The 17060-nt window shown below is 57.0% G+C and carries 7 protein-coding genes; 3 read left to right on the top strand and 4 right to left on the bottom strand.

Features of this window, described 5'->3' with window-relative positions:
• Positions 1–31: 31 nt before the first annotated feature.
• Both ND528_RS25545 and ND528_RS25540 read left to right on the top strand, forming a co-directional pair.
• A complete protein-coding gene (locus ND528_RS25545) occupies positions 32–943 on the top strand; it encodes a LysR family transcriptional regulator (protein ID WP_263471483.1) in 912 nt (303 codons plus the stop codon).
• Between the two features lie 103 nt (positions 944–1046).
• Positions 1047–1940 carry an NAD-dependent epimerase/dehydratase family protein gene (locus ND528_RS25540; RefSeq protein ID WP_263471482.1) on the top strand — a complete coding sequence of 298 codons (894 nt, stop codon included), beginning with the start codon at positions 1047–1049 and terminating at the stop codon, positions 1938–1940.
• A 100-nt stretch (positions 1941–2040) separates the two neighbouring features.
• On the opposite strand, the gene ND528_RS25535 is transcribed toward ND528_RS25540, so the two are convergent.
• From ND528_RS25535 to ND528_RS25520, 4 genes are read right to left on the bottom strand one after another with little or no spacing between them, the layout of a single operon-like run.
• Positions 2041–4893 carry an RHS repeat-associated core domain-containing protein gene (locus ND528_RS25535; RefSeq protein ID WP_263471481.1) on the bottom strand — a complete coding sequence of 951 codons (2853 nt, stop codon included), beginning with the start codon at positions 4891–4893 and terminating at the stop codon, positions 2041–2043.
• The gene (locus tag ND528_RS25530) at positions 4890–9338 is read right to left on the bottom strand and encodes a SpvB/TcaC N-terminal domain-containing protein (RefSeq protein ID WP_263471480.1); all 4449 of its coding nucleotides are present in this window, start codon (positions 9336–9338) and stop codon (positions 4890–4892) included. Before ND528_RS25530 ends, ND528_RS25535 begins: the two co-directional genes overlap by 4 nt.
• Positions 9335–12901, bottom strand: a complete 3567-nt coding sequence (locus tag ND528_RS25525) for a Tc toxin subunit A-related protein (RefSeq protein WP_263471479.1) — start codon at positions 12899–12901, stop codon at positions 9335–9337. Before ND528_RS25525 ends, ND528_RS25530 begins: the two co-directional genes overlap by 4 nt.
• 10 nt (positions 12902–12911) lie before the next feature.
• Positions 12912–15284: a Tc toxin subunit A gene (locus tag ND528_RS25520; RefSeq protein WP_263471478.1), complete on the bottom strand. Its 2373-nt coding sequence runs from the start codon at positions 15282–15284 to the stop codon at positions 12912–12914.
• A 416-nt stretch (positions 15285–15700) separates the two neighbouring features.
• Here ND528_RS25520 and ND528_RS25515 point away from each other — a divergent pair, with 416 nt between their 5' ends.
• Positions 15701–17050 (top strand): GntP family permease, encoded by a 1350-nt coding sequence (locus ND528_RS25515; protein WP_039759733.1) that lies wholly within the window; start codon positions 15701–15703, stop codon positions 17048–17050.
• Positions 17051–17060: the final 10 nt, after the last annotated feature.

The raw sequence follows: 17060 nt of genomic DNA, 5'->3' as shown, positions 1-17060 counted from the left end.
TGCGATCTTGGCGATTTCAAAGAGGGAACCCGTGAAAGCCAGATCCGATGAGTTGCAGATTTTCGTCTGCGTGATCGAGTGCGGTTCGATTTCCGCCGCCGCCGAGCAGGTCGGCCAGACGCCGTCGGCCGTCAGTCGCACGCTGTCGAAGCTCGAAGCCAAGCTCGACACCACGCTGATCAACCGCACCACGCGACGCATGGACCTGACCGAGGAGGGCAAGTATTTCTTCGAACAGGCCAAGCTGATTCTCGACCAGATGGATCAACTCGAAGAGCGTCTGTCTTCGCGCCAGCAAACTCCCTCCGGGCGCCTGCGCATCAACGCCGCCTCGCCGTTCATGCTCCACGCCATCGTTCCCTACATCGACGAATTCCGGCAGCTCTATCCGGACATTCAGCTCGAACTCAACAGCAACGACCTGATCATTGACCTGCTGGAACAAAGCACCGACGTCGCCATCCGCATCGGCACCCTCGCCGACTCGACGCTGCATGCGCGTTCGCTCGGTTGCAGTCCGTTGATGATCGTTGCCAGCCCTGCTTACCTGAAAAAACACGGCGCTCCCCGGCAGGTCGCAGACCTGAGCGAACACACGCTGCTCGGCTTCACCCACAACGAAGGCCTCAACCAATGGCCGCTGCGCTATGTGCACGGCGACCGCTGGCCGATCAACCCGGCGATCAGCGCTTCCAGCGGTGAGACCGTTCGCCATCTGGCGCTGGAAGGGCAGGGCATTGCCTGCCTGTCGCACTTCATGACCATCAACGACATCCGCGCCGGGCGCTTAAAAGTCCTGCTCGGCGAATTCAACAGCGGCTACCGCCAGCCGATCAATGCGGTGTACTACCGCAACTCGCAACTGGCGTTGCGCATCCAGTGTTTCCTCGACTTTATCCAGGGCAAACTCGCCGCCTACGCCAGCGCCGAATTCAAAGGCTGATTCGTGATCCCTGCGCAAGAGTGAATTGGCTGAGTGCGGGTTTTTCGCCGGGTTTCATCGGCCGATACTCGCTGCATCACTTATTCACGCAGGGAGTTACTCCATGAACGTATTCGTTACCGGCGCGGCCGGTTTTATCGGCGGTTCCATCGCCACCGGCCTGGTGCAGGCCGGGCACAACGTCACCGGCCTGGTGCGCAGCGCCGAGCAGGCTGATGAGCTGAAAGCATTGGGCATGAACGCGGTAATCGGCACCCTTGATGACAGCCAGTTGCTGGCGCAACAGGCCCGTGCTGCCGATGCCGTCATCAACGCTGCCAGCAGCGATCATCGCGGCGCAGTGGAGGCGTTGCTCGGTGCTTTGCGTGGCTCGAACAAAGTCTTTCTGCACACCAGCGGTTCGAGCATTGTCGGCGATGCTTCCGGCGGCAAATCCAGCGACGTCATTTACTACGAAGACAACCTGCCGGAACCGACCGTCGATAAAGCCGACCGCGTTGCCATCGACAATCTGGTGCTCGCGGCGGCGCAGGATGGCGTGAACTCGGCGGTGGTCTGCAACACGCTGATCTACGGCCACAGCCTGGGAGTGAAACGCGACAGCGTGCAACTGCCGCGACTGCTCAAGCAGGCGCGTAAAAGCGGCGTGGTGCGTCACGTCGGCAGCGGCCAGAACATCTGGTCCAACGTGCACATCGAAGACGTCGTCGCCCTGTATCTGCTGGCGTTGACCAGGAATGTGCCGGGCACGTTCTACTTTGTTGAAAGCGGTGAAGCCTCGTTCATCGACATGACCACCGCCATGGCCGAAGCCCTCAATCTGGGCAAACCGCAAGACTGGCCATTGCAAGACGCCGAAGCCGAATGGGGCTATGAAATGGCCAACTACGGCCTCGGCTCGAACAGCCGGGTACGCGGCAAACATGCCCGCGAACTGCTGGGCTGGGTGCCGAAGCGTACGTCGGTGGTGGAATGGATTCGTCGAGAAATGGTGTGAGCGGCATCTTCCGATGCTGCAAGGGGCATCGGGCAGACGAATCTGCCCGATGCTGCCAAGCCCTGCGCCATTGTCTGAGCCGGTACAGGGCGTTCTCCGATTAACCGGAAATATGCCTTCGGCGAGAGGTCCCGGTGTGGCGCCCTAACGGCAGGATGCCGGTGGCAACAGTGACAATGTCAGGGATGATGCCAGTGCAGTTGCCACAAGCCGGGAAATCCTGATTGAGTCCAGGGTTAGTCAGTTTCTGGACAAAAACGACGCTGTCCGACAGCGCTCGTTTGAAGCCCGACGAATCGAACTTTCCGTCCCTGAGAGGCAATTTATTGGCAATGTCGTTGACGGTCTGCACGTCAGCATGCAAGCCGGCAACGCCTGCGCGGATCGGGATTTCGGGATGTGCCCGAACATGATTCATGATCAGTTTCATTGTTTCCGGATGCAGAATCACCCCGTTGCGTTTGTACTCTTCACGCAGGGCCGACTTGAACTGTTTCCTCGCCGTCACCGAATACGAACCCAGATCACCCGTGGGCAGAAAGTCATTGTCTTTCCTCGATTGCGGATCCTTGCGAACGCCTTCAAACGTCGGAATCTGCAGATTCTGGGGGATTTTTGTCGGCATTGAGGTAATGCCCGGAAAAACATTGTTTCCCGATGGGCTGCCTTGAAAATTATGAAAAGTAGCCATTTCCGAAGAAGCGCCGCGCATGACGTAACTGGCATGTGCGATGTATTTTTTCAGGTTTTTTCCGCTGGGCGGGCCAGGGTCGGACTCGGATCGCTTATGCGCTTTTTTTCTGGATTTGGCCTTGGCCTTCGGCTCGGGCGGGGCATTTTCGGCTTGCGTACCGGTCAACCACCGGGTTTTTGCCGAGAACCTGCCGTAGGAAGTGTTCGGTTGATCGACCAAATGAGCGAGAGGGGCTCGTTCGATCGCGCTGGCGGGAATGTCCAGATGGTTCAACGATTCGTACTTCTGCAGGCCGCCGTGATCGCTGTACCTGATCGGGTTGTTGCCCACCATGCAAAACAGGTTCAAGCCGTCGACGGTTCCGGCCGGGTCCGCACTGATCCAGCGTTGCAACCAAGGGGCGTAGTAGCGGTGTCCGTAGTAATAAAGACCGCTGCTGTCACGTTCCTTGCCCGAGTGGCGCACCGTTGTGTATTGCGCCTCGATGACTGACCGCGCGGCGCTCCAGGCGGTACCTCCAAAAGGGTAATAAGCTTCCTGGCTGATCAGATTTGCGTCGTCATCAAGCTCCAGCATGCAGGATCCACAGGGTTCGTCCAGGCTATAGCGCAGTTGCTGGCGCGGGCTCATGGCTGCAGGCTTGCCCTCGGTCCAGTGCAGATAACGGATGCTGCAACGACCGGCCTGCAGAGTAATGACTTCCAGGCGCTGTTTGTTCTGTGAACGCAACTCCAGTCCCGGCAGATAAACCACCTCATCGCGATGGGTAAGCGTTCCGCCGTGAAACGTGCGGGATTTGCGCACTCGCTGGCCGCTGCAGTCATAGGTGTAGCGTTCCTCGTCATTGACGCCGTTGGCACGGCTGACCAGTGTCACGCCTGCCAATTGGCCCAAGGCATTCCATTGCAGCGGCTGACCAGGCTGCAAGGTCAGCAGATTTCCATGGACATCCGAGTTCATGACCGTGTCGGTGGCCGGGTCGCCCTGGTTCCAGGCAACAAGACGATTGCTGTCTTGGGCAATGTTCAGGGTTCTCGTGTATTGATTGCCATCGCGAACATGGCGCAACGTCGTCAGGTTGCTGCCCGTGTCGTAAGCAAAATGCTGGGTGTAGTTGAACAGCTCTCCGACCCCGATGGTCATGCTGGCTGCGGGCACCAGTTTCGGCTGGGTGATTGCTGCCTGTGCCTCGCGGCCGGTGGCGCTGGTCAATTGGTAAAGGCTGTCATAAGTGAAGCGGCTGACGGCCTGTACCTGTTGATTGTTCGCGAAGCTGGCGGGCTGTGCCTTGTCGGTGATGGACAAGACGTTGCCCACTGCGTCGAAGACATACTGCAAATCCTGCAGGAGCCGGCCAGCCTTCGAGGCACTCAGCTCACAGAGGCGACCGCTGGCCATATCGTACTTCGCGCGATTGATCACGCCGTTTGCCGCCCGTTGGGACTGGATCTGCCCGAACGCGTTGTACTCGATGTCGCTGATGATCACGCGTTCGACGGGCTGGTCGGCGACTTTCAGATGCAGCGTTTTGAGCTGCCCTGCGACATTGAAGCTGTAGCGTTGGCTGTGGCCTTTCGCATCGGTCTGTTTGAGCGTGGTACCGCTGCTGTCGTACTCCCAGCGTGTGGTGTGGCGTCGATCCTCAAGCAGGGCGTCACGTTGTTCGACGGTGTCTGGCCAATCGGGCAATTGTGCAGCGATCAACAGTTGCCGTGTCTGGTCGGACGGTTCTGCGCACAGCGCGTAGGCATTGCTCGACAGCGTGCCCGCACTGTCATCGTGACGCACCAGCCGGCCGCAGCAATTGCGCTGTGCGGAGTCGGCAGAACTGTCACCATAGGTGAAGCGTTCGGCAACGCGCATGGCTTGACCGGGCGATTGTTCATCGACCCTCACAGGGCGTAACTGCCGATCATATTCCATGTTCCAGACGTGGCCGTGTTGATCCCAACGCCTGCCAGCCTGGCCGGTGGCCTGAGCCAGCGAAAGACTCCATCCGGAATCGACGCAGACAACGCCCAGTGGCGTGCCGGTCAGCGAGTACGACATTGTGCGATTAGGCGTCAGTTTTCGTGCGTCTTGTCTGGCATCCCATTGTTCGATCAGACGCCCGGCAGTGTCGTAGGCTTGCCGCGTGACCCTGGGAGTTGCGGGTACCTGCGACTCACTGCTGCGGTAATAAGCGACGTGGCGCACCATCAGCCCACGGCTGTCGACGACGCTGACGTCAGGTGTCTTGTTGTGCAGGCGGGCGCTCATGCTTGCACTCCTTTGGAGGTGGCGAGCAGCACTTCCTCAAGGGTGTCGTTCTCGTCTTCCATGACTGAATACCAAGGGTGATAACGGCGGCGACGCAGGTATGAAATCGCGCCCTGCTTTGCCAGAAGTGTTTTGGTCGGCCGGCCCAGTGCGTCGTAATGCTGAAGGTCGTAATGGTCCAGTGTGCGCATCGACGTATCGTTGACGTAGCAGTGCCGATCGGCGAAATACGGTCGATAGATGCGGATTGGCAGGCCCTTGCAGTTGTATTCCTGCCTGCCGGTGACGCACCAGCGTGTGGTTGTGGCGCGTTCCTGCGCGACATCGTTCTCGAGGACGAGCCGGTTGTCGTCGCCGACGAAGTAGGCCATTCCCGGATCGACCTTCTGTTTGCTTTGCAGCTCCCGGCCGAAGCCATCAAGGCACGTCAGGGAAATGCGGATCTGCTGCTGATCGCCGGGATAACGGTCCGCACTCAACATGGCGGTGTGCACGGGCTCGCGATGTGCCTGCGCAATCAGTGCTGCAAGCTGTCGCCCATCACCGTTGAGCCGAGCGCCACTGGTGGTCAGTTCGCGGGCGCGTGTGCAGATGTGGCCGTCGGGCAACAGTAGTCCCTGTGCTACGCAGCGCTTGAACCATTCACTGTCGCGCCGTGCGTTTTCGTCGATGCGGCCCATCCAGCTGAACACATCGCTGGCGGCAATGCTTGCAGCTTGCTGCAGTGCGCCCTGCGGATCGGCAATGGCGCTCGACGGTGTGAGCGCGTCCGGTCGTCGGTAGCTGCTCAAACTGGCGAATCCGACCGGTCGGCCCTGCTCGGTTCCATGCACACTGCTGGCAATTACCTGACCGAAAGGGTTCACCAGCACTTCATTGATATTGCCATTGGCGTCGGTGATCTGCGTTGGCGCCATCACTCGATAATCGTAACTGGCCCGGGTGGTGCAGCCATCCTCCTGACGAATGGCAAGCACACAGCATTGATACGCATCATGCTCTACGGTCACCCGACCCTGGAGTGCGGTGGCTTGCAGGGACTGGGGTTTATGGAAGCCTTTTCCCGAGGCTACGTTCACGAAACCGCTCCTGACCGACCAGAACCTGTCTTGCGTCCCGGCGGGCGCGAGCCAGTCGGTCATGCGCTCATAGCCAAAACGTGTCATCAATGCGTCGTCTGGCTGGAGATCGGGCGCCAGCGTGTCGAAAGCGCGCAGAGCAGATTGATCAAACTCAGCTGTTTCGACGTAGGCGCCAATGCCGGCAAATTCAGCCACGCCGTCGGGCAATACAACGCCGGTCCGGGCGTTTTGATAGCGTTGTACCGACAACCCGGTCAACACGCCTTTCTTCGCAACGCCAGAGCCGATGAGCCATTTCTCGAACTTTTCGTAACTGATGTCGCTTGGCTTCAGCCCATCGACCGCCGTTGGCTTGCCAGCTTCGTATGCCTGGCTGCGCTGGCGCCAAGGCAGGCCGAGACGCCAGCCCTGCGCGTCGGTGAGGTGAATGTATCGGGCACGGTTCTCACTGATGTAGAAGCGCTGTTGCGTCGGGTCGTGGGCATCTTTCCACCATTGGTATTCATGGCTTTGATCGAAGGGGGCGGTGTCACTGGCGGTCAGGCGTCGGGCGTAATGGATCTGGAAACTCTGCTCTATGGCGCCGAACCGGTCCCGGCGGGTATTGATCGTGTGCACGCATTGCGGATCTGCAACGAAGCCGTCGTAGTTGTAACTGATCGATTCGAGTTCCAGGGGCAGTACCCGGATGTGGTCTCGCGCAACCTTTTGAGGGGTCAGCAGGCGCACTTGGTAGCGGTGTTCTTCAACCTGCAACAGCTTGCGCGATTTCGACCCGGCGCCGAGATCAAAGACCTCGCGCCGCAGCAGGCGGCCGCACAGGGCTCTGGCAATCGCCCGGCGGGTAGCCTCATCGCTCGCTTCGACGGCGAGTTCTTCTTCTCCCTCATACCGACTCACATAGACTTTGCCCAAGCGCTGCGCGTCTTTGTCGGACGCGTCGTAGCCGCGGCGCGACGGCTCGCCTGGCTGGCCGGTATGAAACCATTGGCGGGTCCTGCCTGGCGGCATGAGATCGGCGCCGGACAAGGCTTCGCTGCTGTTTTCGATCAGCAGTCCGAATCCGCGCAGTTGCCGCTCCTTGCTGTCGTAGTAGCCCTGGCGGTAGCTGAAACGTTGAGTCAGCTGGTTTTCAGTGATTTCATCCCGTTGCGTCTGGCTCCTGACCAGATGCAAGGCAAAGGGCAAGTGGCAGGTCAGGTCGACCTTGTTCCCTTTCATGCGCTCGGTTTTTTCGTCCAGCCATTCCTGCGCGGAACTGCGGTAAGCGATGCTCGTGGACTGTCCCATGTTGTTGTTCGAAGTGGTCAGAAGGTAGGGCTTGTGCTGGACGAAGTCATAGCGCCAGTGATGTGGAGAATGGCCAGGCGCATGGATCACCAGGCTGGAGCAGCCCAGACCACGGGTGTCCACCAGATCGACACGGCACAGATCATCGAAGCGCCAATTCTCGGGCCAGGCCAGTGTCACTGCTGAATCGAAGCCGTGGCCGGCGCGATTGCTGAAGATCAGCGCGTGTTCGGCTGTCAGGTAAATCAGATCTGCCGCGCCCGAACCGTCCAGATCCGCAAGACGGATGCGCGAGGCGTCGAAGGATTCCCGCGCACGCCCCGGCCAACGCAAAACCCGACCCTTGCCAAAACGTCCGCGGCCCAGGTTTGGCCACACTTTGATTTCATTGTGACGGATGCGTACCAGATGCTGCTGGCCGCTGCCAAGCAAATCGCTGAACGCGACCAGCTCCTGCTTCGAATGGCTGAAAACCGGAAGGTTATCTTCGTCAGCGGAGCGGGCGACTTCATGGGCAGCGCCGAACCCGTCACTGCGCTGGTTGGCGTACAGCCGGATGCTGCGTGGCCCGATCACTGCCAGATCGGCCAAGCCTGCGCCCATCAGATCGGCTTGATGTGCCTTGTCGTTGAAGAAGTCCAGAGGAAACGAATCGAAAGTGCTGAAACGGGTCCACGAGCGATTCGGCGCCATGGAGAAAAAACCGCTCATGGCCGGTTGCGCAATGACCCAGTCCAGGCGTCCGTCACCGGTCAGGTCGGACAGCGATTGCCGGGATGTTCCGTTCAACACAGGCATGGCGGGCAGAAGCTGCCCTTCGCCGTAAACGACTTGTTCGCTATTCGGTTTGCCGCGCAGCGGCTCACGGTAGCGCCAATGATCATGCTGCTGGTAGAGCAACCCTGGCAGGCCTTCGCCATACAGATCGACCCACTCCATCTGGTGGCTGGCCACTTTGGGCATCTGGCTGAAAGGCTCCCAGGCAGAGGGCGATGGTCGCAGTGCAAATTCGCTGTAAGTGAACTCCACAGGCGGATGACTTTCGGGCGCCGGCCCGTCAGCGAATGCCTGCTGATGAGCTGCCGAGAGCAAATGGTAACCCGCCTCGGTCTGCCGGTAGTCGAGCAGCAAGCGCCGGACCAACTGCGGATCCTCACCCAGTTCGTTGGGGAACCAATGAAACATCAGAATCTGCCGGCACAAGCGCTTCGTGCGCAACTCAAAGCCGTACGCGTAATCAAGAACGTGATCGTCGCGATTGACCGCATTGCCAGAGGCATAATCGGGTTTTTGCGAATACCCGGTATGGCGTCCTCCGTAGTCCAGTATCAGTTCAAAATGCCAGCGCACGGCCTCCAGACGCTTGGGACGCCACAGATACAGGTGTTGCTGGGATTTCTCGTTGCCATAGCAGACACGGCTCAGATAACGCTGTGCCGTTGTTTTTCCATCTTCAATGTCGGTCTGATAGTCATAGAAAATGTGCTCGCCTGAAGCGTTGACGCTTTCCTGCAACAGCCATTCACCGACACGCAGTGGATCCGCAGGGTCGGCCCGTCGTGCGATGGCCTGACGGCCGAACAGGTGAAGGGTTCCGTCGGCACCATGAACCAGCCAGAAGCCGGCGCGGTCATCGTCGGCAGACCAATGTTCAATCCGGTCGAAAGCGCTTTCCACGCGAGCCAGATAGCGCGTAACCGCATAGCTTTTTTTTAGATCGAGGTCGTTGTACCGATCTTGTTTGCTCGATTCTGCCGGATACCACTCGACGCCGTCGGGGCCGGCGATTTCGTCCTTGCTGGTGTAGGTCGGCACGCCTTTGGCGGTCACGCGCGTCACCGCCGGTGTCGGCAGGCTCCAACCGATGCCGAACACACCGTTGCCTGCCGAACTCGAGTAGCCCAGGGTCAGGGACGGGTCAAACCCGCGCCCCGTCGAAATCGGCAACCCCAGCTGGAAACTGGAAGCGCCGGTCGGTCCGACAGGCCCCCAGCCTTTACCCACGCTTTGAATGGCGCCACCGCCCTTGGGCAACGCGGGAATATTGATGGACAAGGGCTCCGGGCGGCTCACTGCTGGCCTCCTGCCGACCTGGCCGTGTAGTTGATGTGTATGAGCACGTCAGTCAGCGAGTCGATGAAAGTCGTTTGCCCATCCTTATCGGACAGGCACAGCCGCCAACTGGAAATGGCGCCAGTGAATTCGAAGGGCAGGTAGCGCTCATCGTTGAAATTGAGAGTGAACAGGCCGTTATCGTCAACACCGGTCGACAGCGCAATGATTTCGTTGACCCGTTGGTTTCTCAGGATGGAGTCTGTTGCTGAGGTCAGTTGGACTTCGCTGGAGAGTTGCATCAGGGTCGCCCGGACGTTCTCGTACGGAGCGAGAACTGCCGGGAAGGAAACGCTGATGGTTTTGATCCGACGCAGATAGTGATTCCTGTAATCCTGTTCGAACAGCTCTTTTGTGAGTTCGAAATCGCACTTGCCCGTGGATTTGAAAGTATTCAGGACGCTGTTCCAGTCTTCTTTTTTCCCGGTTTTGAGCTGATGCAACGACACGGTTTTGCGAATCTCCAGTTCCCGGTGATTGCGCCGCAAGTATTCAGCCTGCATTTTCATCAAAGCCAGCTTCAGGTGCTCTCCGGCTCCAAGCCCACGCTGATTGTTTTGCCAGGTGCCTTGCGGCAGGAACGTTGTGTTGAAATCTGCAATCTCGTATTGCCACGCGGCCTGCGCGTCCTGGCACAGCGCCAGTGTCATGTCGTAGGCCTGGCTGTAAAGAGGAGCAAGCTGCGTACCAAGCCACTGATACAACTGCGCCTGGGTGAAGCGCCTGCTGAGGAACTCGTGGTTGCTCCTGGCTTGGGACAATGTTGTCTGGGCCTGGCGAATCAATAACTCTGCGGCTTTCTGTTGTTCTTCCATCGATGTCAACTGGGAGGCAATCTGGGTCAACTCCAGTGCGGCCTGGTCGCGCGCAAGCGTCCATTCCTCACGTCGTCTACTGAACTGCGCCGTACGATCCAGATGGCTGGCTGCGGTTCGGTCAGCGGCCGCTCCGCCTTGGGCGAGTGCGGTCAAGGCATGCAGCGCGCCTTCCCAGCGCATGCCGCCATTGGCGAGGCCGAAGGTGTTTGGCGCCAGCATCAACGCGCCGGCACCGACCTGGGAGGCTAACGCCAGCTGTTCGGCTACACCGCTGCGCAAGTACAACTGACTGGCGCTGGCCTCCTCGACACTGAGGTCCTGTTTGAGCAAGCTTTCAAAATGTTCAAACCGCTGCTGCACGATTGTTTTGCCCACCAGCAGCGCTTTGTGATTCTGCTGCTCGGCGCGCAATGCCTGCGTCTGCAAGTCAACCGACAGCGACGCCAGTGCCCAGGCTTGCTGCTGCTGCACCTCCTGGAGTTGCGATTGTTCCTGACGCTCGATCAGCGACAGCAGCGTAATGCCGAACTGGATCAGGCTATCAACGGCGCTCAGCGCCTGCCCATGCATCACACTGAAGCGATAATGCGGGATCTGCGTCGAGGCAAAAGACGATCGCGTACCGCTCTCGCCACCGACGTTGCCGGCCTGCAACAGCGCGCGCGGCTCTTGAGGCGATTCGTACACGCGAACGGGTTTGCGTTTACCGGCGATGTCCAGACCATGCCTCAAGTTGTACAGGCGACTTTCCACCTGATCCCAGCGCTTGAGCAATTGCGGGTGGAAGGGAATATGCAATCCGGGTTTCGGCGAGATCTTGTCGTTCTCGCCAAGATCCTGTTCAGGCTGATCGGTCACCAGTTCGCCCAGTGTGATGCTTTGCCAGAGGGCGTTACGCCGGTTGATCACTGGCCGAGCACCGAGCAGATGTTGCGCTTGCAGATAGAGTGACTTCGCCTGGTCAAGGCTCTCGGTTGTCAGGCGGCGATAAGCCTCGTCAGCGCGATTGAGCAGTATGTCGACATAAAGAAAAAACACGGCCTTGCGAAAATGCACGCGATGGCTGAGCGCGATCTGATGCGGGTCATACGGATTGTTCTGCGCATAGGAGGGCTCTTCGACAGGACTCAGGGGTTCTGACTTCCAGTGCTGTGGCTGGCTAGCCTTGTCCTGCCCCCAAGGATCGAAGAGATAATTGACCCAGGTCATCGCCTCTTCGTAACGGTGCTCGGTATTCAATCGGGTCGCGACCACCCATGGCACGTATAAAAACAGTTCTGTGAAGTACTGGCCGTAAGCGCCATGAAAATCCAGCGCCTGCGTGGGGGATGAGCTCGGCGCGGAAAACTCGGATTTCGGTGAGTCGAGGTTGAACAGTTCGTCCAGACTGTTCTCCGCGCGCCGGATCATCTCGGAGGCGAAACCGGTATTGAGGCTGATCTGGTCATCAGCGTCTGGAGACGTTTTGCTGGCGTCGGGCTTGTACTGCAAAGTCTGCGACGACTCTTTAGTGGCAATCTTCCAGTCAGTGATCTTGTGGTTTTTCGCCATCAAGACTTCTCGGAGTGAAAGGAAGTCGATCGTAAGCTTCAATTGCTTCTTTACATAATCCTCCTTTGCACCGTTCTCCTTTGCATCATTTTCTGCGGTAGTTCCAGCGGTTATCGAAACCGAAAAATTCTTATCGATATCGCCAGTCAGGCTTTCCGCACCCAACGCAATTCCTATGGCGATCTTATCGTTCAGCTCATAAGCGTAGATTTCGACGTATTGATTGAATCGCTCTGGTGTTAGGGCGTTCCAGATGCTCTCAAAAAAACGTTCAAGGCAGGTTGCCGGCAGGCTCCAGTTCCCGTCGATTTTGCGCCATGCATAATTGAGTTTCAGCTGCGGGTTGCTCTTGCCCGTTGCACTTTGATCTGCAAGCTGGCCGGGGTGCTGACGGTAACTTTCTGCCCAGAATATGAATAACCGATTGTTGAACCAGACGGGCCGAATGGTATGTTCGATGGCGTTCTGTGAAATCGGTACATCGGCTTTTTTCCATTGGCTCCAGGCCTGAGGTTCAGGACGCTGGCGCTTTTTCTTCCCTTCGCCGATCAGCTTCTCAGGTCGCTGCGACATATCGAGCGAGCGCCAATAGTAGCGATCAGCTGTGCGTGATTTGGCCAGCAGATAACAAACACCGTTAGTGACGTCATCGCCATCAATATAACCATTGAGGATTTTCAGGTTCGCCACTTCCTCAAAGCGCGTGAGGTAACCCAGTATCGCTTTATGCGCGGTCGCAGCGTCGAGCCGACCCTGCGTCAAGTCGTTTTCCAATTGGCAGAAATTTTCGCTTTTATCGATCCGCAATGCAGGGTCGAGATAGAGCGACGGGAAATACATCAGTTGCTGGTGGGCTGCCCAAGTGGAATAGTGGCTCAAAATATTTTGCCACGAGGAACGCTGCTCCTCGGTCGGCGAATGATCAGAGGAATGACGAGTCATGATCAGTTCGATGTAATGTTGAAGACTGGATATCGCGAAGCTTACCGGCGTCGTCGAAACATCGTGACCGACGAATGGATCCAACAGGAAGTTATCGTAAAGCGTTTCAGCAGAAGTGTTTTTCGTTGGTCCGTCTTTCAGATGAAGGTAATAGGCTACCTGAGCATCGCGCAGGCCTTCCTCCAACTGCTTTTCCATATTCAGGGTGTTCATGTTCAGTTCCTTAAACATTTGCGGCGTGGAGAAGTTTGGCTGCGACGGTGCTCCATTCGTCCATTGAGCTTTCGTTATCCAAAGCCAACGTTTCATGCAGGCTTTCCAATGCAAGCCCAGCGCTTTTGCAGACTTCAAGGTGACGCGTGACCCAATCCAGTTGCTGCATGTTTTCAACACGCTCCCGGGATAAAGTCTGGGTTAGGCTGCTCAACGAATACTTGATATCAAGAAAGTCTTTCAGCGCTTCATTGGCTTTGTTTTTTTCATCGGTGGAGGCGATGTCTAAGTAACCTAGAAGATCTCCGCCTGCTCTCGCGTTGCCTCGGCTGTAATTGGCAAAGCGTTCAAGGCAATAGAAGTCTTCCAGTGCAAATACGTTGTTCCAGCCTGATTTCAGCAGCTGGGGCGTATTCAACAGCTTTAGCAATACGTCGCTGCTCAGGTTTAATGTCTGGCAGATTTCAGCGGCGGCCAATGATTGTTTCAGCAGCAGGATTCCCCCGGCTCTGATTTGCGTACATAGCGCCTGTTCGCTGGTGTTGACCATTTTCATGACGCAGGGAATGTATTGCGCCGAAAGCCCGGCGACGTCCTGCAGCATTTGCTGCACGGCAAGCCTTTGTGGTTCTTCAGCGCTGGCATCGCGCATGGCTCTTATCGCAGCGATATGCGTGGGCAGCGTTTCACGCGCAAAAGGAACGCGCTGCCCGAGCATGCGTAACAGTTGCGCGGCAGTCAGGCCGGCGGATCGCAACCATGCCATTACTCCGTCCAGTGCCATCAGCAAATGGAGAATGTCCGGTTTGTCATTGCCTAATTTTCCGGATACCAGCAATTCCTTGAAGGCTTCGCCTCCCAATACATTGACCAACTCGACGCATTCGAGCGGGGACAAACCAAACAGCTTTGCGATGCGCGCCTGGCGATAAAGCGATGAAGCGGTCTGCAAGTTTTGACGCAGGTTTTTCGAATATGTTTTGCTTAGTTGCGCCATCTGCTTGAGCGAATGGTACGAAATCCCGAGATCCATTCCTTCGGCAAGAGAGGCGATAGTTGCTTCCATCTCTCCCCCCTCTTGTTGGAACAAATTGGCCGTCAGGGAATTGCGACGCAAAACACGATCAGACAACGGCGTGCGGCCGTCGACCGAGTGGGTAGGTAACCGATACAGCAACGCGGCGAATTCCTCGGCCTCAATCCCGTAATGTAGTTTGAAATATTGATAAACACCCAGGGCGCGCAATGTGGACGTACTGATGAATTCATCACTGCCATCACTGCCATCACTGCCATCGCTGGAAATTGCGTTGCAGACCAATGTGTCGAGATCCCCCAGCGAGATTTTGCTCCATCGATGCAAGCGTATTATTCGCTGGAGGCGATCAAGGGCGGTAAACAAGTGTGCATTGGCATTTTCGTGTTCCAGACAAATGTTTTTCAGTTCGCTACCCTTTATATCTTCCACGACAGGATGTGAATTTTGTGACGGGTATGATTTGCTAACTTGAAGGTCCAGGAGCTGCTTGATTTCCGATGGTGAGCAATGGGTTTGAGAAGCGAACAGGTCCAGCGGGTAACGCCCGTCGTTTATTTCGGATCTGTTGACTACAGTGTTTGCTGTGCCTGTCGGGATATCTGACCGGTCGATATATTCTGCGAGCTTGACGGTGAGGACTTCGATTTGCCTGTTGCTCAGATTCGACATCTTTAGCTGGGCTTTGCAAAGCTCTTTTGTCTTCAGGTTTTCGGAATCCGCAACATGGCAATGTGGCCATTCAAACCGCAATTTGTAATCCAGAATGCCCAGTCCCAGATTCTTCGCGGCGAGCGCTACCACACATTGCTGGTGAGCGTGATGGTAGGGGAAATAAAGGGGCTTAGTCTTTTTCGACATTATCTCCAATGCTTGCTTGCGGCTGACGTTTTTTGCATCGTTTGTTATTTTTCGGCCCAGTACATTGTTGACGAGTTTCAATGTCGAGAGTGATTCAAAAACAGTGCTGGCATCTATCTTTTGCTCGGCGATATCCGGACGAAGGTCTGTTATTTTTCGCCCGGGTTTAGCTTTCGCGTCGAATTGCTTGGCAAACAAGTACAACGCGCGCAGATAAGCAACTGGAGAATCGATCGAAGCGATATCGTCATGAGCGCAGAACTCCCCCCAGTTTTCTTTGAACAGATTGTTATAAGTTGCCTCGATTTTTGTCAGGTCGCGCTTGTTTCGTGTTTTATCTGTCTCGTCTGTCTTGTCAGCTTTGTGCAGTTGGCGCTCCATTTGTTCCCGCGTCATTTGCCGGGCAGGACTGCTGGCATAAGCCAAAGTCCAAGTGTCTGCCGTTTCGCAAGTCTTTTTGAGTATGTCTGGTTCTCTTGTACTCATGATCTATTCGCCGGTTAGTGCTGTGAGTTGTCGTGGCGGCGAACATAACTTAGTCCAAAGAATTTTAGGTGTAGGAATATTCTCTGCTGAGGGTAAGAAGAAAAAACTTGAACTAAGTGGTTTGTAGGAAAAGTTCTGAAAGGATTGTTCTGGCTCGGTATTCAGGACGTTTTATTCGACTTCAGCTAGTTGTTTGTTACCGAACGTGCGCTGCAATCGTCGGCGCGAATGTTTATAAGAAATTTCGATGGCGAAAATGGATGGGGGTGATTTTCATAAAACGCGACTTGGCATATCCATTAGCGACACACCTTATCTCTCCACGAAAATTATTTTCATGCGGTTTGAAATCTCGATCTCGAAATGATTTATGAGTTTCAAACCCATTCGAACGTGACCCTTTCGAGGAGTACCGCATGACGCCTTCCTTCGGCTATTGGCTGCTGGTCTATGCCGCCGTCGCCATCATTGCGCTGATCGTGTTGATCGCCCGTTACCGGCTCAATCCGTTCATTGTCATCACCCTGATTTCCCTGGGCCTGGCGCTGGTGGCCGGGATGCCGCCGTCGGCGGTGGTCGGCGCATATGAAGCTGGCGTCGGCAAGACGCTGGGGCATATTGCGCTGGTGGTGGCGTTGGGGACGATGCTTGGCAAGATGATGGCCGAGTCCGGCGGAGCCGAGCAGATGGCGCGCACGCTGATCGAAAGGTTCGGTGAGAAGAACGCGCACTGGGCGATGGTGTGCATCGCCTTCCTGGTCGGCTTGCCGCTGTTCTTCGAAGTCGGGTTCGTCTTGCTGGTGCCAATCGCCTTCACCGTGGCGCGCCGGGTTGGCGTGTCGATTCTGATGGTCGGTCTGCCGATGGTCGCCGGCCTCTCGGTGGTGCATGCGCTGGTGCCGCCGCACCCGGCGGCGATGCTCGCGGTGCAGGCCTATCAGGCGTCGGTCGGGCAGACCTTGCTATACGCGATCGCCATCGGCATTCCGACCGCAATCATCGCCGGGCCGCTGTACGCGAAATTCATCGTGCCGCGCATTCAATTGCCGGCGGACAACCCGCTGGAAAAGCAATTTCTCGACCGCGAACCGCGCGACAAACTGCCGGGTTTCGGCATTACCATGGCGACCATTCTGCTGCCGGTGGTGCTGATGTTGATCGGCGGCTGGGCCAATCTGATTTCCACCCCCGGCAGTGCGTTCAACCAGTTTTTGTTGTTCATCGGCAATTCGGTGATCGCGTTGTTGCTGGCGACTTTGCTGAGCTTCTGGACGCTGGGCATTGCTCAGGGTTTCAACCGCGAATCGATCCTCAAGTTCACCAACGAATGCCTCGCGCCCACTGCCAGCATCACCTTGCTGGTCGGCGCTGGTGGCGGCTTGAACCGAATTCTGGTGGATGCCGGCGTTACCGATCAGATCGTCGGCCTCGCTCACGAATTCCACCTGTCGCCGCTGATCATGGGCTGGTTGTTCGCTGCGCTGATGCGCGTTGCCACTGGCTCGGCCACCGTGGCGATGACCACCGCATCAGGTGTTGTCGCGCCGGTGGCCATCGGTCTGGGTTATCCACACCCTGAGCTTTTGGTGCTGGCGACCGGCGCGGGCTCGGTTATCTTTTCCCACGTCAACGACGGCGGCTTCTGGTTGATCAAGGAATACTTCAACATGACGGTCGCGCAGACGTTCAAGACCTGGACGGTGCTTGAGACGTTGATTTCGCTGGTCGCTTTCGCGCTGACCGTCGGCCTTTCCTACCTGCTGTAACCGGAGCCCG

This window comes from Pseudomonas mercuritolerans, from assembly GCF_025706525.1.
In the GTDB taxonomy this organism is placed as follows: Bacteria; Pseudomonadota; Gammaproteobacteria; order Pseudomonadales; family Pseudomonadaceae; genus Aquipseudomonas; species Aquipseudomonas mercuritolerans.
This window is presented reverse-complemented; position numbering and strand designations above follow the sequence as displayed.

Coding starts and splice junctions, on each gene's coding strand:
- ND528_RS25540 (WP_263471482.1), top strand. CDS start 1,047: ATGAACGTATTCGTTACCGGCGCGGCCGGTTTTATCGGCGGTTCCATC.
- ND528_RS25535 (WP_263471481.1), bottom strand. CDS start 4,893: ATGAGCGCCCGCCTGCACAACAAGACACCTGACGTCAGCGTCGTCGAC.
- ND528_RS25515 (WP_039759733.1), top strand. CDS start 15,701: ATGACGCCTTCCTTCGGCTATTGGCTGCTGGTCTATGCCGCCGTCGCC.
- ND528_RS25525 (WP_263471479.1), bottom strand. CDS start 12,901: ATGAACACCCTGAATATGGAAAAGCAGTTGGAGGAAGGCCTGCGCGAT.
- ND528_RS25520 (WP_263471478.1), bottom strand. CDS start 15,284: ATGAGTACAAGAGAACCAGACATACTCAAAAAGACTTGCGAAACGGCA.